Source organism: Mucilaginibacter sp. McL0603 (assembly GCF_049992945.1).
Taxonomy (GTDB): Bacteria; Bacteroidota; Bacteroidia; order Sphingobacteriales; family Sphingobacteriaceae; genus Mucilaginibacter.
Genome location: NZ_CP188251.1, coordinates 3,264,489 through 3,284,303 on the forward strand (window position 1 = coordinate 3,264,489; position 19,815 = coordinate 3,284,303).

The window sequence follows — 19,815 nt, forward strand, 5'->3', positions numbered from 1 at the left end:
TTTAGCTACATTTATAGAAATTCTGCCAATTCTTAAATTCGATAAATTCCGGTTCAGACTATGGCTACAGTTGCACTTAAAAGCGCTGAAGGTAAATGGATAATGAGTTCGGCCATCCTGGCTTCGGCTATGGCGTTTATTGATAGTACAGCGCTTAACGTTGTTCTGCCATCACTCCAAAAAAGTTTGAATGCTACCGGTATAGATCTGTTCTGGTTACTGAACGCCTACTTGTTGATGCTTGCTTCGCTCATTCTCATCGGCGGATCATTAGGTGATAAGCTGGGCCGGAAAAAGATATTCATGGTGGGTATCTTTATTTTCATCATTGGTTCGGCAGCTTGTGGCTTTGCGCCATCGGTATTCTTTCTTATCCTTTTCAGAATTGTACAAGGTATTGGCGGTGCACTGATGATACCCGGCAGCCTGTCGCTCATTTCGTCGTCCATTAATGAAAACGAAAGAGGAAAAGCCATTGGTACATGGTCGGCCATTACCACAGTTGTTACTATGGGAGGCCCTGTATTAGGAGGCGTTTTGGGTGATGCCGGTTTATGGAGATATATCTTTTTTATTAATGTGCCAATCGGATTGGCTGCGCTACTGATATTATGGTTCAAAGTAAATGAAAGTCGCAATGAAGATGCCGACAAGGCCATAGATATTTCAGGCGCAATTGCCATTGCACTGAGCCTGGCATCGCTCACATTTGGCTTTTTGCGTATTCCGGCGGTCGGTCTTCATAGCCCGCAAGTATATATTACATTGGCAGCTGGACTGATATTGCTTATTGTGTTTTTGGTGATTGAAAAGAAGTGCAAACACCCGATGATGCCGCTTACCTTATTTTCAAATCTCACTTTTACAGGAGTAAACCTGCTGACTTTTTTTTTGTATGCCGGGTTGGGAGCTGGAATGTTGTTTCTATCACTTAACTTAGTGCAAGCTCAGGGATATAGCCAACTGCAATCAGGACTTACTTTTTTACCTTTTACTGTGTTAATGATCACTATAGCACGATTTGCTGGTGGTATAGCTGACAAGCATGGCCCGAGGCTGTTATTAATTGTCGGGCCGGCAACAGCAGGTGCAGGCTTATTAATCTTATCCTTGGTAAAACAAACCAATGGCCCTTCGGAATATTGGACAACTTTCTTTCCGGGAATATTAATATTCGGCCTGGGCATGTCATTAACCGTTGCTCCGCTGACCACAGCTGTAATGGGATCGGTGAGTGATCATCTTTCGGGTACTGCTTCAGGTGTTAATAATGCACTGACACGCATATCCAATGTGTTCGCCAACGCAATTTTTGGTGCACTTGCTGTTTTGTTTTTTGCGGGTGCGTTGCAAGAGCAGATCAAGAATGTAAATCTCGATACAAAAGCAAAACAATCTGTAATGGCCGAGGCTGTCAATTTAGGAAATGCTAAGGTGCCTTCCAATATTGATCCCAAAGACAAAGTCACAGTTGAACGATCTTATCATCAGAGCTTTATCCATGCTTACTCCAGTGTTATGAAGATATCTGCCGGACTTGGGTTTTTAGGGGCGCTGATGGGCTTTTTTTTTATCAGAAATCAAGCAGTTAAAAAACAATAACATTTGTAAACCCTTAGACAGATAAAATAGTGCTTAAGGCGAATGGTTGATTAAATTTAGTTATTTCAATCGTTCCTCGAGGTTGATGGTAACTTTATCGCCTGCTTCTTTATTAATCAGTTTTCTCAGATCGTTTTTTATGGGAAGTTTATGTGTGCCATCACCCAAAGCCATAAACGCACTGCGAAATGTTTGTCCGTCGACAGTGCCACAGATTTTTACAAGGCCGCGAGTATGGAAAAAGGAAACAGACTCAGGCCATATTACATAGGTCCAGCCTCCCTTATTGGGGCCTTTTAGCAGTGTTGCGGTAAACTGTTTGTTGATCTTCACTTAATAAAGTTAGGGATTAAATAGCAAACAAGAGTTGCCGGACACATCAAAAATTTGTGTCGGCCGCAAAAAAAGCTTACCTTGAATATTGATTTTTAGGTTTGATATCAAATGAACAAAAAGAAGGAATATACCGCGTTTCACTACTTCTTTGTTGCCAATTCGGGAACGTGGATGCTGATACTAGTTCACGTGATGATCCTGATCTTCCTGATCATTTTGTTTTCTTCGATTATTTCCCGGATGCAGTATTATTGAAGGGATAAGTCGTACTGAATTTATTTCGATATCTTATTTGCCAGATTCATATAATACCGCATTTTTCTCCCTCCCTAATATATTAAACACATCGATATTGATAAACTCAAGAGGTGGTATTTTCTTATATCCCTGTTCAATTTCGGTAATGACATTTGATATCGTTTCAAATACTTCCGGATCGAGTTTAGAATTAATATCTGCCTGCTGGCAATCACTTACGCCAAATGTTTTGAAGATAAAATAATCCAGATCATTATACCTTATACCATATATCAGCTTTGTTTTGATTGGATTAATAATATGGTTAACAGAAAAAAAGAACGGGGGATTAACGGGGAAACTCATTGACACTTATCGCATTACTAAAACGCCAAAGATACAATTAATTAATAAGAATTATTTTAGTAATCAATAATTAAAACAACTTCAACTGCTTGTCTACCGGAGGCTTAGCTTTACCAAAAACCGTTCGCCCACCATATCGCCATGAATCATTTCTTTCCTGTTCGATCACTTTATCAAAATTGGCGTTTGGGATGAAATCCTTTTCGGCGTTCTCGGCAATTTTTGATAGCCGTTTAATGGCTTCGTTCTTTTCACTTTGGCCCAGTTTGGCTTTATAGATGGCAGTCTGTAGCACCCCTAACGTTTCATCATAAATTTTGGTGGGGACGGGGAATGGGTGACCATCCTTACCGCCATGCGCGAAGGAGAAGCGGGCCGGATCTTTAAAACGTGACGGTGCACCGTAGATGACCTCACTTACTAAAGCCAGCGATTGCAGTGTGCGCGGACCCAGGCCTTGCAGCAATAGCAGGTCTTCAAAGTCTGAAGGTTGTTTTTCGTGAGCGAGCCAGAGTACTGCACCCAAACGTTTCAGGTCGACATCTTTTGCTTTTACGTCGTGATGCGAGGGCATTACCAGTTTGTTGATCTCCTTCAGCATCGTCTCCGGATTTTCATGGGCGATCTGCATTACGCCTTTACGGGAACTATCCGCCTGTTTATCGGCCATATTCAATATATAACCGGCATTTTTACCATAAATAGATGTGTGCGGATCATCCACAAAAGAGGTAAGCACATCCGAATGCCAGTGATAACGCCGGGCGGTTTTGCTTTGTGCGTTCATGCCTTGCTGCACTACCGCCCATTTGCCCTCACTGCTTAAAATAAAATTGTGCGTGTATAGCTGGAAACCGTCCTGTATAGCCGTATTATCCACCTTGGCGCTAAGCTTGCTGCATTTTACCAGGTAATTGCCATCAAGCCCGGTACGTTCGCTGATCTTTAAAAGTTCGTTAGGGGTTTCGCGTGAATGATTGCCTTTGCCGCCGCAGATATAAATACCCAACTCGCGGCTATGCGGGTTGATAGATCGCTTTAAGGCACCCATTACTGAAGTGGTAATACCGGAAGAGTGCCAGTCCATACCCATTACCGCACCCAGACTCTGGAACCAGAACGGATCGCTGATGCGTTTCAAAACCTCATCCTTGCCATAGTCCATCACAATAGTCTCCACCACAGCCAAACCCAGCTTTGCCATACGCTCAGCCAACCAACGTGGCACATATCCGTAATGCAAAGGCAGGTCAGCACTTCCCGATCGCTTCATGCTAACAAATTTAGCAAAATGAAATTGAATTGCAAAGGGGGAATTTGTCCGAATCATTGATTATTAAATGATTTATTTGATTTCACAGATTGAATCAGTGTAATCCTTTAATCCGATTAATCAGTGATTCAGACAGCTTATTTTAAACTATCAAATGCATACTTCGCATCGCTCCAGAATTCATCCAAAGCAATAATGCGTGGTTTGAAGAAGGAAATTAAGGTGGGCCAATCTTTTTTGTTAAAAATGCTTACGTTGTCGATCTGCTTAAATATCCGGCTGGTGGTTTTGCCCTGATCGTTAGTGGTATGTAGCTGCCAATCCCAATCTTCCTGTAAAGAGGAGTGGAGCATGGTTTTCAGTTCTTTAAACTGCTCGAAAAATAATTCTTGTATACCGGTGTCCGGATGTGCAATCTCGATGACAATAGATGCTGATCTTTTATCGGCTTCCATTTTAAAATACAAATGTTTGATACCGGTCTTATAATTTATCCAGTTCACTTTTAGGCCTTCGGCCGATAATTGCGGCGAGATGTATTGGCCAAAAGTAGTCCAGAATGCTTGTTTTAATTGCGATGCTTCGTCCTTTGAATACAAAACTGAAAAGTATTTACGTTTATTTAATCGCAAACGCGAAACTCAATTTCTCATCCTGCGAATTGCTCCCTAATACCAACTTATAATTGCCGGGATATGTTTTCCAGCCGTGAGTGTTCATGTCCCATTTTTGAAGGTCTTTAACAGGAATTTTGATAATTACTGATTGCTCACCGCCTTTGGATACGGACACGCGCTTAAATCCTTTTAATTCTTTTATGGGCATCCGGTCAATCTGCGGATACTCAATATAAGCCTGGACTACCTCGTCGCCATTCATTTTACCTGTGTTTTTTACTTTCAGGGTGACTGAAACTGTATCTTTTGTGTTATAGCTTTTTGCAAGCGATTGCTGCGCTTGATAATCAAACGAAGTATAACTCAAACCAAAACCGAAAGGGTATTGAACCGGGCCATTGAAATAGCGATAGGTGCGGCCTTTCATTGAGTAATCACTATAATCTGGTACATCCTTGATCGACCGGTAGAAAGTAACTGGTAAATGTCCTGATGGAGATATTTTACCAAACAACAAATCAGCAAAAGCATTGCCGCCCTGCTCACCGGGATACCATGCAAAAACGATAGCATCAGCATAAGGCTCAATAGCTGAAACATCAATATCACTGCCAGCAGTTATTACTGCGATAATCGGCTTTTTAACGTCGTTTCTCAATTTCTTCATAAAAGCGATCTCACTGGCAGGTAGACTCAGGTCTTTTTTATCGCCACCGAATTTTGACAGGAATGCGTCACCCGCCTCGCCTTCTAAAACAGGAGAAAGTCCAATTACCGCAATAGTAACGGAGCAATTACCCGCTGCCCAGGTACCTCCGAAATGTGTGGTATCAATATAATCTACTCCGAGATCATATTCTATCCGGGTTGATGGATCAACCGCTCCTGTAATACCCTCCACAAAGTTGATCACCTTATTACTTACACCATGATAATTACCCACCATGGCATCAAATGAAGTGGCATTTGGCCCCAGGATCATCATACTTGGATAATCCGTCTTATTTAATGGTAACAGGTTATTATTGTTTTTCAACAGAACCATACTTTGCTGTGCAACCTTACGGGTTAAGGCAACATGTGAAGCATTGTGCACACTGTCTGCTCCATACACATGATAGGGTACAGTATTAGGGTCATCATAAAAGCCGAGTTTAAATTCAGTTCGCAAAAGTTCAAATAGTCTTTGGTCGACTTCTTTTTCAGTAAGTAATTTCTGGTTAATGGCCTTTATGACGTCGTTCTGCAAAATGGTTGAGCAATCCAGATTCACACCGGCCTTAATAGCCGCAGCCGCCGTTTCAACAGGACCGGGCAAGGTTTTATGAGTTTGAAAAACATCATCTAATGCACCGCAATCGGTTACCACATGTCCTTTAAAGCCCCATTCATTTCTCAAAATATCAGTCAGCAAGGTTTTGTTGATAGAATTGGGAACACTATTAACCCGGTTATAAGCACTCATCACTGATTCCACACCCGAATTGACCAGCGCATGAAAAGCATATAAATAAGTTTCCCTGAAATCTTTTTCATCTACAATTGCATCGAAGCGATCACGGGTAGCTTCCGGTCCACTATGCACGGCAAAATGTTTAGCTGTGGCTGACGCTTTTAAATAATGTGGATCATCGCCCTGCAATCCTTTTACAAATGCAGAACCCATTGTTGCAGTTAAATATGGGTCTTCGCCATAGGTTTCCTGTCCGCGGCCCCAACGGGGGTCACGAAAGATATTGATGTTGGGCGTCCAGAAAGTTAAACCCATATATTGCAGATGACGATCTTTTTGTATGGCCATATTATATTTCGCCCGTGCCTCGGTTGAGATAACAGTAGATACCTGTTTTAGCAGATCATCATTAAAAGTTGCTGCCATACCAATAGCCTGCGGGAAGATAGTAGCTTCACCAGCACGCGCCACACCGTGCAGTCCTTCATTCCACCAGTTATAAGCCGGAATGCCTAAACGCGGAACAGCCTGGCTGTTGTAACCTAATAGGGAAACTTTTTCTTCCAAAGTCAATCTCGATACCAGGTCTTTAACACGGGCATCAAGAGGTTGGGTAGCATCTTTATATAAAGGCGTATTTTGCGCTTTTATTGACTGATAATAGAAACACGGAATCAATAATAGTAATAGTGGTTTAAAATGGTTTCTCATAACAGGCTAAACTTAAGCAGAAAAATATTACACCCGTCAAAAATTTAAGCTGATTTTTTAAAAAAGCGTTTACATTCGTAAATAGAATTTTAATCCAACCGTGTGAAGAAAATCATAACAACATTTATTGCTTGCTTAACTATTGTAATAGCGTACAGTCAACCAGCACCTAAACCCTATGGCCCGCTACCTACAAAAGGCCAGTTACAATGGCAGGAAACTGAAATGTATTGCATTATTCATTTCGGGCCGGATACTTATACTGACAAAGAATGGGGTTATGGGGATGAAGACCCAAAAATTTTCAATCCCATTAACTTTGACGCCATGCAAATTGTTGGTGCTGCAAAGGCTGGTGGGTTTAAGGGAATAATTGTTGTTGCCAAGCACCACGATGGCTTTTGCTTGTGGCCGACTAAAACAACGGAACATAATATTTCAAAAAGTCCATATAAAAATGGCAAGGGCGATATTTTAAAGGAATACCGCGAAGCCTGCGTTAAACTAGGAATGAAAATGGGTGTATATTGCTCACCATGGGACAGGAACAGCGCATTATATGGTAAACCCGAGTATGTGACTGAGGTCTATCGTAAACAATTAACAGAATTATATAGCAATTATGGCCCGTTGTTTATTGTATGGCATGACGGCGCAAACGGAGGAGATGGCTACTATGGTGGCGCACGTGAAAAACGCACGATCGACCGTTCCACTTATTATGGATGGGATGAGACCTGGGGAATAGCCCGAAAATTACAACCTAATGCCGTTATATTTGGTGATGTTGGTCCGGATGTTCGTTGGGTGGGTAATGAGAAAGGTCATGCCGGAGAAACCTGCTGGGCAACATACACACCACATGCACCTGATTCCGGAAAGATGCCGGGCAATGGCTATGTGAAAGACTATGAGGGAACCGTAGGTCATCGTAATGGCAAGTATTGGATGCCCGCAGAATGTGATGTTTCATTAAGACCGGGATGGTTTTATCATAAAGAACAGGATGAAAAAGTAAAATCACCAGACACATTGCTTAGTCTTTATTATCAAAGTGTTGGAAGAGGGGCTTGCCTGGATCTGGGCCTGTCACCGGATAGAAGAGGAATGCTAAATGATAACGATGTTAATTCGTTAAAAGAGTTTGGTACAAGGCTAGAAAAAACATTTGCCACGAATCTGGTAAAAGGGGCGACATTTACTGCTAGTAATGTAAGAGGTGGAAACCTGCAAAAGTTTGGGCCGTCACATCTTTTAGATAATGATCGTTATAGCTATTGGGCAACGGATGATAAAGTAAAAACGCCTCAATTAATACTCGATCTTCATAAAAAGAAATCATTTAATGTTATACGATTACGTGAAAATGTAAAGTTGGGACAGCGAATAGATGAGGTTGCTGTAGATGCCTGGCAAAATGGCAAGTGGCAGCAAATAGCTACAGCAACAAGCATAGGAGGCAATCGTTTAATTAATCTACCTAAAAATATTACTACAAACAAAGTACGATTGAGAGTTACCAAAGCATCTGTTTGCATAGCTTTGAGTGATTTTGGGTTATACAATGAAGTCCGTTTCCTGTCACCAGTAGTACCGAAATCTTAATTTTACATTTATGAACCAGAAAATATCAAGTATCTTATTTCTATTATCTGTTGCAGTTACCGCATCAGCTCAACAGCAATTGTATGATACCTTGTCTAAACCGCAATTGATTTCTAAACAATTCAGCTTTACCGAAGGAGCATCAGTCGACAAAAAGGGCAATGTGTTTTTCACTGATCAACCTAATAATAGGATATGGGAATATAGTGCAGACGGAAAACTATCTGTTTTCATGGATAATGCCGGACGCTCAAATGGCACTTATTTTGACAATAAAGGCAATTTGATTACCTGTGCCGATGAGTATGATCAGTTGTGGTCTATCAGTCCCAATAAAAAAGTAAAAGTACTGGTAAATGATTTGAACGGCCATTTATTAAACGGGCCTAATGATGTTTGGGTAACCCCCAATGGTAATCTATATATTACTGACCCTTATTATCAGCGGGATTATTGGACGCGAAAGAAACCGGACCTGGAAGGACAAAATGTTTATTATCTACAAAAAGGAAGCGATAAATTAATAACAGTAGTTACAGACATGCAACAACCCAACGGCATAGTAGGCACACCGGATGGAAAATATTTGTACATTGCTGATATCAGGGCAAATAAAACATATAAATATGTGATCAATCCAGATGGAAGCCTAACTAATAAACAACTGTTTACAGAACAGGGATCAGACGGAATGACGCTGGATAGCGAAGGAAATGTATATCTAACCGGTAATGGCGTAACTATTTATAATCCCAGTGGAGTTAAGATTGCACATATCAATATTGACGAACCCTGGACAGCCAATCTATGTTTCGGAGGCAAGAACAAAGATGATCTTTTCATTACTGCATCAAAAGCCATTTACATTTTGCATATGAAGGTTAGGGGAGTAGAATAATAAAAATGACTCTTTTATTATTGACTTAGCCGATAGAATTTATCAGATTTGCAGAATGGAAAATGTTCAATGCCCGGTCGATTTTGTGTTAATGAATGAAAATAAGGCACGCTTAACAGCTTTCTTTGTTTTAATATTGGGAGCGATCTTTCTGATAACAGGCTTATGGATAGTTATTGCTTTTTTGATCCTTGATTTCTTTTTAAGAGTAAATAACTGGGGTAAGTATAGCTTGTTGGCTATTTTAAGCGATGCCGTTATCAAAAAATTGAATATAAAAAATAAACCGACCGACCGTGCTCCAAAAAGGTTTGCAGCGGCAGTAGGGCTTGTATTTACTGTCAGTATATTAATCCTTACTCTTTTGCACCTCGATGTACCAACTCTCGTAATCACTACAGTGCTGCTCTTTTTTGCTTTCCTGGAATCGTTTTTGGGTTTGTGTGCTGGTTGTTACGTCTATAGTATACTTCATAAATTTAATAAACCATTTAAAAACAAAGGGTTATAAATTATTTTATATTTTTTTCAAATAAATACTACTAAATAGATAGAATTTATATACATTTGTTTCATCAATAAGAATCAATAAAAAAATAGACAGCATGTTAGCAGCATTAAACATACCCAAATATCCCTATTTCGATATGTCTGAGATCATTCAAGAACCCGATTTGGTTTTTAAACCTTATCAATCTCTTAAGCCTGTAAAAGCAGGAGACAGATTGCCGGACTTTTCATTGCAAAAGGATTATGCTAAATGGCAACAATTTTTTAATGGTGCCGAAATACATGGTCCGGTCTTGTTTAATCAACTATTTAACAAGCCACTGGTAATTGGTTTCTATTCCTCTCATTGGCAACAATATGGCCTTGAACTATTAAATAGCCTGAACGCAATTCAGCATGAAATAAAAGCGGGTGGGGGAAATCTGTTGATTATAAGCTCAGAAAAGGAAAGATCACTTGAAAAAATAATATGGGATAATAATTTATCATTAACCTTTTATTTTGACAGTGATAAAGAAATTGCTGAAAAATTTGGAGTATACTCTGAAAGTGACCCCATATGGAATAAATTTTCGGGTATTGATACTAACGTACCTTTATTAGCTACTTATGTAATATCGCCCAACGGGCAAATTGAATATGATTATATCGATCCGGATTTTTCTAAAACGTATCCATCAAAAGCCATTATATCGGCAGTTCAAAAGAGTGATCCGTTAGTAAGAAATATAAATAATAAGTTCAACCGACAGGTTGATTATTATAGGGGCAGGGCCCATTAAGAGACTATTTTTTCAAATAGTGATTTCTAGTTTTTTTGGTTTGATTGACAGGGTATCGAAAGATACCCGTTGATCTTCCTAAATTTATAGTCGGGTGACCGAGCGGATAGGTGATGGTCTGCAAAACCTTTTACGGCAGTTCGAATCTGCCCCCGACGTCTATATCTTATTATACTTAATCCACTCCTGCAATAATTATTACAATTATTGTTAAGCAATAATATATTTTATATTATTTTCCCTTCAAAAAAGATTGTTAGAAAATCTTATTTAACTAATATTGCATTATCTACCTGGCTATTGATCCATCTAGAGGAATTTGCTTATAAAAATTACTTTGATCAGATAAAAAACAAAGCCTTTAAAACACGAGTTAATAAATGTAAGTTCTAACTTTGAGGCCAATATCAGAACTACCGGTCTTGCAAAATTCATCTGTTTGAAAAACCAATAATTACCCCAAATAATACATGGAAAAAAACAACGCTTCCTCCCCAAAATTTCTTTCAATTGATATTGGTGGATCTCATATAAAAGCAACAATACTGAATGATTTAGGTGCCTTGCAAATGGAATACGACAAAACACCAACACCAACACCTGCAACCCCTGAAAACGTTGTTAATACGATAAAAAAGCTTGTTAAATCATTTCCCTCATATGATATGGTGTCAGTTGGTTTTCCTGGTTATGTAAAAAACGGCGTGATCAAAACTGCTCCTAACCTGGGCACCAACTTCTGGAAAGATTTTGATTTAAGTAAAAAGTTAAGTACAGAGTTAGGAAAACCTGCACGCGTAGTAAACGATGCAGATATGCAGGGATTGGGTATAGTTAGCGGTAAGGGCCTGGAAATGGTGATCACCTTAGGCACCGGCTTCGGAACAGCTTTATTGGTAGACGGACAATTAATGCCACATCTGGAGCTAGCGCATCATCCTTTTGCAAAAGGAAAAACATACGATGACTATGTTGGTGAAAGAGGGCTTGAAAAAGAAGGGCTTGAAAAATGGAACAGGCGTATGAAGAAGGTTTTTAAGGTTTTAAAAACTGTAATTAACTATGATACTTTATATATAGGCGGCGGGAATTCTGATAAGCTTAATTTTAAGCTTGATAAAAATATGAAGATCGTTACCAACCAGGATGGCATAAAAGGAGGGTCGCGTTTGTGGCTAAAGGATGCCAGGCAAAACCTGATTACCGCTGTTCCAACTGAAGTAGTATTAAATAAATAAATACATTTTCTATCATTAAAATATGGACTCCACAACAAAAAGCATTGAACAATTAAGTATCGATACTGTAAGGGTATTATCAGCTGATGCTGTGCAAAAAGCAAATTCCGGTCACCCGGGCACTCCTATGGCTATAGCGCCAATAGGCCACGTGTTATGGTCGCAATTTATGCACTATAACCCTAAGAACCCGCATTGGGCAAACCGCGATAGGTTTATCTTATCAGCGGGGCACGCCTGTATGTTCCAATACAGCTTCCTTTATCTTACAGGTTACGATCTTACTATGGATGATCTGAAAAAATTCAGGCAGTTGCATAGTAAAACACCGGGGCATCCTGAATACGGTTTATTGGATGGTATAGAAGTTACCACCGGGCCATTGGGTCAGGGTTTTGCCAATGGTGTCGGCTTTGCAATAGCTCAGAAATATCTGGCTGCACGATACAACAAACCAGGCTTCAATCTTTTTGATTATAAAATATATGCTGTTTGCAGCGATGGTGACCTAATGGAAGGTGTCGCTTCGGAAGCAGCATCATTAGCCGGACATCTTGAATTAGGGAACATTATTTATATCTATGATGACAACCATATTTCAATTGAAGGTGATACTGATATTACCTTTAATGAAGACGTTGCTAAACGTTTTGAATCATATGGCTGGCATGTACAGGTAGTTAATGATGCGAATGACATTAATGCGCTTTCAAATGCCATTAACAACGCAAAAATTGAGACCAGCAAACCTTCTATAATAAAAGTTCGCTCACACATTGCTTATGGAAGCCCGAACAAGGTGGACACTGCAGGTGCTCACGGTTCACCGCTGGGTGCTGACGAGTTAAAATTGGTTAAAAAGTTTTTTGGATTTGATCCGGAGCAGTCTTTTGTAGTGCCTGACGAAGTATTGAAATACTATCGTTCATGCGGCGAAAAAGGTGCCGGCACAGAACAGAAATGGAATGATCTGTACAAAGCTTATAAAGAAAAATTCCCTGAACTGGCTGCCGAATATGAACTGGCCGCTAGCGGAGAATTGCCAAAGGGTTGGGCTGACAACCTGCCTGTATTTAAAGCAGCCGATGGTAAATTAGCTACACGCCAGGCTTCCGGTAAAGCATTAAACGCAATCGCATCAAAATTACCTAACCTGATAGGTGGGGCAGCGGACTTAGCTCCGTCAACGGATACTAATTTAAAGGAATATGCGTCATTTACAGTAGAACGCAGAGATGGTCGTAATTTCCATTTCGGTATCCGCGAACATGGAATGGGATCAGCATTAAATGGTATGGCCTTAACAAAAGGCATCATTCCTTTTGGTGCAACATTCCTGATGTTCTCAGAATATATGCGCCCTCCAATCCGTTTGGCGGCAATAATGAAGATACGTCCGATATTTGTTTATACGCACGACAGTATCGGTTTAGGTGAAGATGGTACAACACACCAGCCAATTGAACAATTAGCTTCTTTGCGGTCTATACCAAATATTACGGTTATACGTCCGGCTGACGCTAACGAAACCGCTCATGCATGGCGTGTAGCTATCGAGCACAAAGATGGCCCGGTGGTGTTGGTATTTACCCGCCAGGCTTTACCTATTATTGACCAGGATAAATATGGCAAAGCATCAGACCTGGAGAAAGGTGCTTATATTTTATCTGAAGCAAGCAAAAATCCAGACCTGATATTAATGGCAACTGGTTCAGAAGTTGCTTTGATCATGCAGGCTCAGGCCAAACTTGAAGAAGAAGGAATATCGACCCGTGTGGTAAGTATGCCATCATGGGAGTTATTTGAAAAGCAAAGTGCTGCCTATAAAGAAAAAGTATTCCCTAAGGCAAACAAAAAACGTTTAGCAGTGGAAATGGCATCACCAATGGGCTGGCATAAATACTTCACAGACGAAGGCGATATGGTGGCTATGCACGGTTTCGGCGAATCAGCACCCGCCGAAGACTTGTATAAAGAATTCGGTTTCACAGTTGAAAACGTAGTTAATAAAGCGAAAGCTCTGTTATAAGATGTTAGATATGAGATTTGAGACGTGAGATTTATTTCTCATATCTCAAATCTCCCATCTCAAATCTAAAAATATGAAAATTGGGATAGCAGCCGATCACGGCGGATATGAATTAAAAAAAACACTCCATTCTTTCCTGGTAGCTTCTGGTTATGAGGTGGTAGATTTTGGCGCTTACGAATTAAACACCCAGGATGATTATCCCGATTTTGTGGTACCGCTTGCACAAGCGCTCGCTGAAAAGCAGGTTGAGAGAGGTATAGCCATTTGTGGCAGTGGGGTTGGCGCTTCGGTTGTAGCAAATAAAGTATCCGGAGTAAGGGCAGCACTAATCAATGATTATTTCTCAGCCCACCAGGGCGTTGAGGATGATAACCTGAATTTACTTTGTCTCGGAGGCCGTATCACCGGCTATATGGCCGCAGAGGAATATGTTCAGGCATTTTTAAATACCAAATTTACCGGCCTTGAAAGGCATATGAGAAGATTACAAAAAGTTCATTTACTTGAAAAATAAAATTTAAATAAAATCATGGCAACTAATAAAGTAAAACAAATACACAGTTTCGGCCAAAGCATATGGCTGGATTTTATCGATCGTAGTATTATCAAATCCGGAAAATTAAAAAAACTGATAGATGAGGATGGCGTAAGAGGCGTTACCTCAAACCCGGCTATTTTTGAAAAAGCTATTACCAGCAGTTCAGATTATGATGCAGATATAGCTGAATTGGCTAAAAAGAGCAGCAGTAATGAAGAATTGTTCTTCGGCCTGGCTGTAACCGATATAAAAAATGCAACAGACCTGTTTAAAGGTGTTTATGATGAGTCAAAAGGCGAGGATGGCTATGTGAGTCTGGAAGTGTCACCCTTTTTAGCGTTAAAAACTAAAGAAACTGCAGATCAGGCTGAAAAGCTATGGAAACAGGTTGATAAGAAAAACGTGATGATCAAAATTCCGGGGACAAAACCTGGCTTGGCGGCCATTCGTCAGTCAATAGGAAAGGGGATCAATATTAACGTTACCCTGTTATTTGGCTTACCACGTTACGAAGAAGTAGCAGAGGCCTATATCTCCGGCCTTGAGGATCATTTAGCAGCTGGACATTCTATCGGCCACATTTCATCAGTAGCCAGCTTCTTTTTAAGCCGTATTGATGTTTTGGTTGATCCTATGCTGGACGAAAAAGGTTTAGGTGATTTAAAAGGTGAGGTAGCTATCGCATCAGCAAAAAAAGCATACGAAATCTACAAAAGAATTTTCAGCGGTCCTCGTTGGGAAAAACTAGCCGCACAAGGCGCAAAACCGCAACGTTTATTATGGGCAAGTACCAGCAGTAAAAACCCGGCTTTCAAAGACACTAAATATGTGGAAGCATTGATCGGTCCGGATACAGTTGATACCGTTCCGTTAGAAACTATTGAAGCTTTCCGTGATCATGGAATTGCAGAGAACACTTTAGAACAAGGTTTGAATAAAGCGACTGAAACTCTAAATAGACTGAAATCAGCAGGCATTGATATCGATAAGATCACACAGCAATTAGAGAATGAGGGCATTGATAAATTCAATAAACCTTTTGAAAAATTGTTGCAAGCGATTGAAGATCAGAAAAATAAAGCCTAATACCGTGGAAACATTAGCTATAAAATTCTTATTCTTTGATATAGGAGGCATATTGCTTACCAATGGTTGGGGTCACGAATCCCGGGAGGAGGCTGCAAGACTTTTTAATCTTGATTATAAGGAAGTAAACGATCTGCATACGTTCATTTTTAATGTTTATGAAGCCAGCGGCGTTGACCTTGATGAATACATCGACACAGTAATTTTTAATCACCCTCGTGACTTTACACGTGAAGATTTTAAAAATTTCATGTTCGAGCAATCAAAAGAACTACCTGATATGCTTGCCTGGTTAAAGGAGTGGAAGAAAGATTGTGGCTTTAGGATCATATCCATTAATAATGAGGGTAAAGAACTGAATGATTATCGTATCAAAAAGTTTAAGCTTCATGAGTGTTTTGATGCATTTGTATCCTCATGCGAAGTGGGTATCCGTAAACCTGATCCTGCAATATTTAAGCTTGCAATGGGTGTTGCAATGGCACAACCTCAGGAATGCGTTTATTTCGATGACAGAAAAATGTTCGCACTTGCTGCTAAAAAGCTCGGCTTACGCGCTTATCAACATACCAGCTTTGAAACAACAAAAAAAATATTAGAAGATTTAAAAAAAGAAAACTCAAAGTAAAATGAGCACAACATCAAATAAATATGCTTTCGGCATGATAGGTCTGGGTACCATGGGCCGCAGCTTATTGCTTAATATGGCTGATCACGGTTATGCTGTGGCAGGTCATGATAAAGACGCTTCTAAAGTAGCTTCACTTAACGAAGAAGGAAAAGATAAAGATGTAAAAGGGTTTGGTGATGTGAAGGAATTTATACAAAGCCTGACTACCCCGCGTGCCATTATGATGCTGGTACCTGCGGGCAAAATAGTAGATAGTGTTATTGAAGAACTAACTCCATTGTTGGATAAAGGCGATATTTTGGTAGACGGCGGTAATTCACACTTTACCGATACAAACCGTAGGGTAGAGGAGTTGGAAGCTAAGGGCTTACACTTCTTCGGCATGGGTGTTTCTGGTGGTGAAGAAGGCGCACGTCGCGGGCCAAGCATGATGCCGGGTGGCGACAAGGACGCATACAATGTAATGAAGCCGATTTTTGAAGCTATTGCTGCAAAGGTGGATGGCGTTCCCTGTGTAACTTATATCGGCCCGGGTGCATCTGGTCACTTTGTGAAAATGGTGCACAACGGCATTGAGTATGGTTTAATGCAACTAATAGCTGAAACTTATGAGATCCTTAAAACAGGATTAAAATTAGACAATGCAGCAATTGGGGAAATATTTACCCAGTGGAATGAAGGCCGCCTTAAATCCTTTTTATTGGATATAACCAAAGATATTTTTGCTTATAGAGCTCCCGGAACAGATCATCTATTATTAGATGATATTAAAGACGAAGCTAAAGCAAAAGGAACAGGTAAATGGACATCACAGGTAGCTATGGATCTGCAGGCGCCAATTCCGACAATTGATACTGCGGTTTCTATGCGTGACTTGTCCAAATACAAAGAACTAAGGGTACAGGCAAGTGAGGTCTATAGCAAAGATGCGATCAGCCTGAATGTAAACACTGATGAATTCTTAGTCGCATTAGAACAGGCTTTCTATTTCAATATGATCATCAGTTATGCGCAGGGTATGCACTTGCTAAGCAAGGCATCTGAAGAGTACAAATATGATCTTCAACTGGGCGATATTGCTAAAATATGGCGCGGTGGCTGTATCATCCGTTCAGAATTCCTGAATGATATATTTAATGCCTACCAGAAAAATGCAAAATTGCCTCACTTATTATTAGATGGTCATGTGGAGGAACTAGTTAAAGCCGCTGTGCCGGGCTCAAGAAAAGTACTGACAGCTACAATCGCTGCTGGTATAGCTACCCCAGCTTATGCATCGTCATTGAGTTATTTTGACGCATTCAGAAGCAAAAGGATGCCATCAAACCTTACCCAGGCCCAACGTGACTATTTTGGCGCACACACATATGAGCTAATAGGCAAAGAAGGCGTTTTTCATACACAATGGACAGCAAAAAGCTAAGATTAATTCTTACTAATATTTAATTAGCCGCTTAAAAATTAAAAAATGAGTTCAAATACAAAAACAGATCCTACCATCTTCGTTATTTTTGGTGGTACCGGTGATCTAACCTCAAGAAAAATTGGCCCAGCTTTATATAATTTATTTTTAGATGGCTGGATGCCTTCTCAATTTTCAATTATTGGTACAGGCCGTACGCAATATACTGATGAGCAATTCAGGAATAATTTAGCAAAAGACATTGACCAGTTTTCGCGCAGCGGTAAGGCCGACAAAGAAAAATGGGATGCATTTGCTAAAAATATCTATTACCAGGTATCAGATGTAAAGGATGCTGAAACCTATAAGGAATTTGGCAAACGGGTAGAAAAACATAGTGCTGACTGGAAAACTAAGCCCAATGTGATCTATTATCTTGCAGTATCACCAAATTTGTTCCCGATCATAGCATCGAACATAGCAAAAGCTAAATTAGCTGAGGATAAGAAGAAGACCCGAATAGTGATCGAAAAGCCTTTTGGTCATGACCTGGAAACTGCAAAAGATCTTAATAAATTGCTATCAGGAATCTTTGATGAATGCCAGATCTATCGTATAGATCATTATTTGGGTAAGGAAACCGTACAGAATATTATGGCGTTCCGTTTTGCTAACTCGATATGTGAACCATTATGGAACCGTAATTATATTGAGCATGTACAGATCTCTGTTACCGAACAGTTGGGAGTGGAAGAGCGTGGTGATTATTATGACGGTTCAGGCGCTTTGCGTGATATGATTCAAAATCACTTGCTGCAGCTACTCTGCCATGTTGCAATGGAGCCGCCTGTTAGCTTTAATGCTGATGAAGTACGCGATCGCAAGGTTGACGTACTAAAAGCTATGCGTAAGTTTAGCCCTGAAGATGTACGCAATTCGGCAGTAAGGGGCCAGTATGGTAGTGGATGGATGAAAGGAAAAGAAGTTCCTGCATACCGCGATGAGCCAAAAGTTGACCCACAATCAAATACTGAGACTTTTGCAGCGATTAAATTTTTTGTTGATAACTGGCGCTGGCAGGGTGTTCCATTTTATTTACGTACAGGTAAAAGACTTCACCAGTCATCATCCGTTATTACTATACAATTTAAGGATGTTCCACATTTGATATTCCCTACTGAAGCCGCCGAAAGCTGGCAGCAAAACAGGTTGATTATCAGCATTCAGCCAGAAATGAGCATCCGTTTGCAAGTACAGGCCAAGCGCCCTGGTACTGATATGGTTTTAAATGCTGTTGATATGGTATTTGATTATAAAGGCACCTATTCCCAGCAAGCTCCTGAAGCTTATGAAACATTAATACTGGATACGATGTTAGGTGATCAGACCTTGTTTATGCGTGGCGACCAGGTTGAAGCAGCATGGGAATTGGTTATGCCAATTTTAAGCACATGGCAAAATAAAAAGAGCCTGAATTTCCCTAATTATTCTGCAGATTCATGGGGACCTGAATCTGCCGAGGCATTAATAGCACGCGATGGCTTTAATTGGTTTACATTACCTGTACAAGGCAAAAAATAATTGTCAATGAGAATAAATGTCTATAATAACGAAAGTGAAGTATTGAATGGCCTGGCCAATTATTTTGTTGAAACTGCAGCAAAGTCTATAGCACATCATGGGCAATTCTCTGTTGCGCTTTCGGGAGGGAATTCTCCCAAAAAATTGTATGAACTGTTGGCCTCATCATCTTATAGAGATAAGGTAGAATGGAACAAGGTTCATTTTTTCTTTGGTGATGAACGGTACGTACCACATACCGATCCTCAAAGTAATTACCTGATGGCTAAAAAGGCCCTGCTTGAGCCATTGGATTTAAGTTATAAGCAAATATTTCCTATTGACACCTCTTTAAGCCCGGAAGAAGCAGCAAAAAAATATACTACAGATATAAATTATTATTTTGCCGGAACGGACGTATGCTTTGATCTGATCTTACTGGGATTGGGCGATAATTCCCATACTGCTTCATTATTTCCACACACCCCGGTTTTGCACGATAAAACAGTATCGGTAAAAGAGGTTTTCCTGGAAGATCAGCAGGTATTTCGTATTACTATGACAGCTCCTTTAATAAATCAGGCGCATCATATTGCCTATCTTGTGTATGGCGATGGAAAAGCAACTGCAGTGCATCATGTAATTGAAGATAAAATTGACATTGAAAATTATCCCGCTCAGTTAATAAAACCCCAAAATGGGGATTTACAATGGTTTCTGGACAAAGGAGCAGCGTCTCAATTAAAAAACAGGTAAAAAAACTTCACAACTTAAAAAGTTCGCGAAACGCTTTAGATAGTCATCTAAGGCGTTTTTTTATTTATTACATACTGATTATCAGACACATATTACAAAACACATAAATAAGAGAAAAATCACAATATAACATGGTATAATAATTGTAAGTTAAAAACTAATTTAAAATAAAATCGTATAAA

The 19,815-nt window shown here is 40.0% G+C and carries 19 protein-coding genes and 1 tRNA gene; 15 read left to right on the forward strand and 5 right to left on the reverse strand.

Going from position 1 to position 19,815, the window contains the following annotated elements:
- Positions 1–60 precede the first annotated feature (60 nt).
- Complete coding sequence (locus tag ACPPVU_RS15000) at positions 61–1,602, forward strand: MFS transporter (protein WP_426667331.1); 1,542 nt, start codon at positions 61–63, stop codon at positions 1,600–1,602.
- Between the two features lie 60 nt (positions 1,603–1,662).
- Here ACPPVU_RS15000 and ACPPVU_RS15005 read toward each other — a convergent pair whose 3' ends face one another.
- Entirely contained in the window at positions 1,663–1,935 is a 273-nt protein-coding gene (locus tag ACPPVU_RS15005) for a DUF1905 domain-containing protein (RefSeq protein ID WP_426667332.1), read from the reverse strand.
- A gap of 111 nt (positions 1,936–2,046) precedes the next feature.
- Between ACPPVU_RS15005 and ACPPVU_RS15010 the strand changes: the two genes are divergently transcribed.
- A complete protein-coding gene (locus ACPPVU_RS15010) occupies positions 2,047–2,193 on the forward strand; it encodes a hypothetical protein (protein WP_426667333.1) in 147 nt (48 codons plus the stop codon).
- A gap of 33 nt (positions 2,194–2,226) precedes the next feature.
- Here the strand turns inward: ACPPVU_RS15010 and ACPPVU_RS15015 are convergent, their stop codons facing one another.
- The 4 genes from ACPPVU_RS15015 to ACPPVU_RS15030 form a co-directional block, all read right to left on the reverse strand.
- Complete coding sequence (locus ACPPVU_RS15015) at positions 2,227–2,541, reverse strand: hypothetical protein (protein ID WP_426667334.1); 315 nt, start codon at positions 2,539–2,541, stop codon at positions 2,227–2,229.
- Positions 2,542–2,611: 70 nt separating this feature from the next.
- Complete coding sequence (locus ACPPVU_RS15020; RefSeq protein WP_426667335.1) at positions 2,612–3,814, reverse strand: DUF763 domain-containing protein; 1,203 nt, start codon at positions 3,812–3,814, stop codon at positions 2,612–2,614.
- A gap of 137 nt (positions 3,815–3,951) precedes the next feature.
- The gene (locus tag ACPPVU_RS15025) at positions 3,952–4,413 is read right to left on the reverse strand and encodes a DUF4268 domain-containing protein (RefSeq protein ID WP_426667336.1); all 462 of its coding nucleotides are present in this window, start codon (positions 4,411–4,413) and stop codon (positions 3,952–3,954) included.
- A 19-nt stretch (positions 4,414–4,432) separates the two neighbouring features.
- Positions 4,433–6,595 (reverse strand): glycoside hydrolase family 3 N-terminal domain-containing protein, encoded by a 2,163-nt coding sequence (locus ACPPVU_RS15030; protein ID WP_426667337.1) that lies wholly within the window; start codon positions 6,593–6,595, stop codon positions 4,433–4,435.
- A gap of 102 nt (positions 6,596–6,697) precedes the next feature.
- Between ACPPVU_RS15030 and ACPPVU_RS15035 the strand changes: the two genes are divergently transcribed.
- From ACPPVU_RS15035 to pgl, 13 genes are all read left to right on the forward strand, one after another.
- On the forward strand, positions 6,698–8,200 hold the full coding sequence (locus ACPPVU_RS15035; protein WP_426667338.1) for an alpha-L-fucosidase: 1,503 nt from the start codon (positions 6,698–6,700) through the stop codon (positions 8,198–8,200).
- Between the two features lie 10 nt (positions 8,201–8,210).
- Positions 8,211–9,098, forward strand: coding sequence for an SMP-30/gluconolactonase/LRE family protein (locus tag ACPPVU_RS15040; RefSeq protein ID WP_426667339.1), 888 nt, complete (start codon positions 8,211–8,213; stop codon positions 9,096–9,098).
- A gap of 55 nt (positions 9,099–9,153) precedes the next feature.
- Positions 9,154–9,609 carry a DUF4395 domain-containing protein gene (locus ACPPVU_RS15045; protein ID WP_426667340.1) on the forward strand — a complete coding sequence of 152 codons (456 nt, stop codon included), beginning with the start codon at positions 9,154–9,156 and terminating at the stop codon, positions 9,607–9,609.
- A 94-nt stretch (positions 9,610–9,703) separates the two neighbouring features.
- The gene (locus tag ACPPVU_RS15050) at positions 9,704–10,390 is read left to right on the forward strand and encodes a redoxin domain-containing protein (RefSeq protein ID WP_426667341.1); all 687 of its coding nucleotides are present in this window, start codon (positions 9,704–9,706) and stop codon (positions 10,388–10,390) included.
- An 88-nt stretch (positions 10,391–10,478) separates the two neighbouring features.
- A tRNA-Cys gene (locus tag ACPPVU_RS15055) sits at positions 10,479–10,549 on the forward strand.
- Between the two features lie 311 nt (positions 10,550–10,860).
- Positions 10,861–11,628: an ROK family protein gene (locus ACPPVU_RS15060; RefSeq protein WP_426667342.1), complete on the forward strand. Its 768-nt coding sequence runs from the start codon at positions 10,861–10,863 to the stop codon at positions 11,626–11,628.
- 22 nt (positions 11,629–11,650) lie between these two features.
- Entirely contained in the window at positions 11,651–13,657 is a 2,007-nt protein-coding gene (gene tkt / locus ACPPVU_RS15065) for a transketolase (protein WP_426667343.1), read from the forward strand.
- 73 nt (positions 13,658–13,730) lie between these two features.
- Positions 13,731–14,174: an RpiB/LacA/LacB family sugar-phosphate isomerase gene (locus tag ACPPVU_RS15070; protein ID WP_426667344.1), complete on the forward strand. Its 444-nt coding sequence runs from the start codon at positions 13,731–13,733 to the stop codon at positions 14,172–14,174.
- A 15-nt stretch (positions 14,175–14,189) separates the two neighbouring features.
- A complete protein-coding gene (tal, locus tag ACPPVU_RS15075) occupies positions 14,190–15,284 on the forward strand; it encodes a transaldolase (RefSeq protein ID WP_426667345.1) in 1,095 nt (364 codons plus the stop codon).
- A gap of 4 nt (positions 15,285–15,288) precedes the next feature.
- Positions 15,289–15,912 carry an HAD family hydrolase gene (locus tag ACPPVU_RS15080; protein ID WP_426667346.1) on the forward strand — a complete coding sequence of 208 codons (624 nt, stop codon included), beginning with the start codon at positions 15,289–15,291 and terminating at the stop codon, positions 15,910–15,912.
- 1 nt (position 15,913) lies between these two features.
- The gene (gene gndA / locus ACPPVU_RS15085; RefSeq protein ID WP_426667347.1) at positions 15,914–17,338 is read left to right on the forward strand and encodes an NADP-dependent phosphogluconate dehydrogenase; all 1,425 of its coding nucleotides are present in this window, start codon (positions 15,914–15,916) and stop codon (positions 17,336–17,338) included.
- A gap of 45 nt (positions 17,339–17,383) precedes the next feature.
- Entirely contained in the window at positions 17,384–18,898 is a 1,515-nt protein-coding gene (gene zwf, locus ACPPVU_RS15090; protein ID WP_426667348.1) for a glucose-6-phosphate dehydrogenase, read from the forward strand.
- A gap of 6 nt (positions 18,899–18,904) precedes the next feature.
- Entirely contained in the window at positions 18,905–19,633 is a 729-nt protein-coding gene (pgl, locus tag ACPPVU_RS15095; RefSeq protein WP_426667349.1) for a 6-phosphogluconolactonase, read from the forward strand.
- Positions 19,634–19,815 lie beyond the last annotated feature (182 nt).

What these genes read in the sequence shown, in the direction of transcription:
- ACPPVU_RS15000 (WP_426667331.1), top strand. Translation starts at nt 61, where the DNA reads ATGGCTACAGTTGCACTTAAAAGCGCTGAAGGTAAATGGATAATGAGT.
- ACPPVU_RS15010 (WP_426667333.1), top strand. Translation starts at nt 2,047, where the DNA reads ATGAACAAAAAGAAGGAATATACCGCGTTTCACTACTTCTTTGTTGCC.
- ACPPVU_RS15015 (WP_426667334.1), bottom strand. Translation starts at nt 2,541, where the DNA reads ATGAGTTTCCCCGTTAATCCCCCGTTCTTTTTTTCTGTTAACCATATT.
- ACPPVU_RS15020 (WP_426667335.1), bottom strand. Translation starts at nt 3,814, where the DNA reads ATGAAGCGATCGGGAAGTGCTGACCTGCCTTTGCATTACGGATATGTG.
- ACPPVU_RS15030 (WP_426667337.1), bottom strand. Translation starts at nt 6,595, where the DNA reads ATGAGAAACCATTTTAAACCACTATTACTATTATTGATTCCGTGTTTC.
- ACPPVU_RS15040 (WP_426667339.1), top strand. Translation starts at nt 8,211, where the DNA reads ATGAACCAGAAAATATCAAGTATCTTATTTCTATTATCTGTTGCAGTT.
- ACPPVU_RS15045 (WP_426667340.1), top strand. Translation starts at nt 9,154, where the DNA reads ATGGAAAATGTTCAATGCCCGGTCGATTTTGTGTTAATGAATGAAAAT.
- ACPPVU_RS15050 (WP_426667341.1), top strand. Translation starts at nt 9,704, where the DNA reads ATGTTAGCAGCATTAAACATACCCAAATATCCCTATTTCGATATGTCT.
- ACPPVU_RS15060 (WP_426667342.1), top strand. Translation starts at nt 10,861, where the DNA reads ATGGAAAAAAACAACGCTTCCTCCCCAAAATTTCTTTCAATTGATATT.
- tkt (WP_426667343.1), top strand. Translation starts at nt 11,651, where the DNA reads ATGGACTCCACAACAAAAAGCATTGAACAATTAAGTATCGATACTGTA.
- ACPPVU_RS15070 (WP_426667344.1), top strand. Translation starts at nt 13,731, where the DNA reads ATGAAAATTGGGATAGCAGCCGATCACGGCGGATATGAATTAAAAAAA.
- tal (WP_426667345.1), top strand. Translation starts at nt 14,190, where the DNA reads ATGGCAACTAATAAAGTAAAACAAATACACAGTTTCGGCCAAAGCATA.
- gndA (WP_426667347.1), top strand. Translation starts at nt 15,914, where the DNA reads ATGAGCACAACATCAAATAAATATGCTTTCGGCATGATAGGTCTGGGT.
- zwf (WP_426667348.1), top strand. Translation starts at nt 17,384, where the DNA reads ATGAGTTCAAATACAAAAACAGATCCTACCATCTTCGTTATTTTTGGT.
- pgl (WP_426667349.1), top strand. Translation starts at nt 18,905, where the DNA reads ATGAGAATAAATGTCTATAATAACGAAAGTGAAGTATTGAATGGCCTG.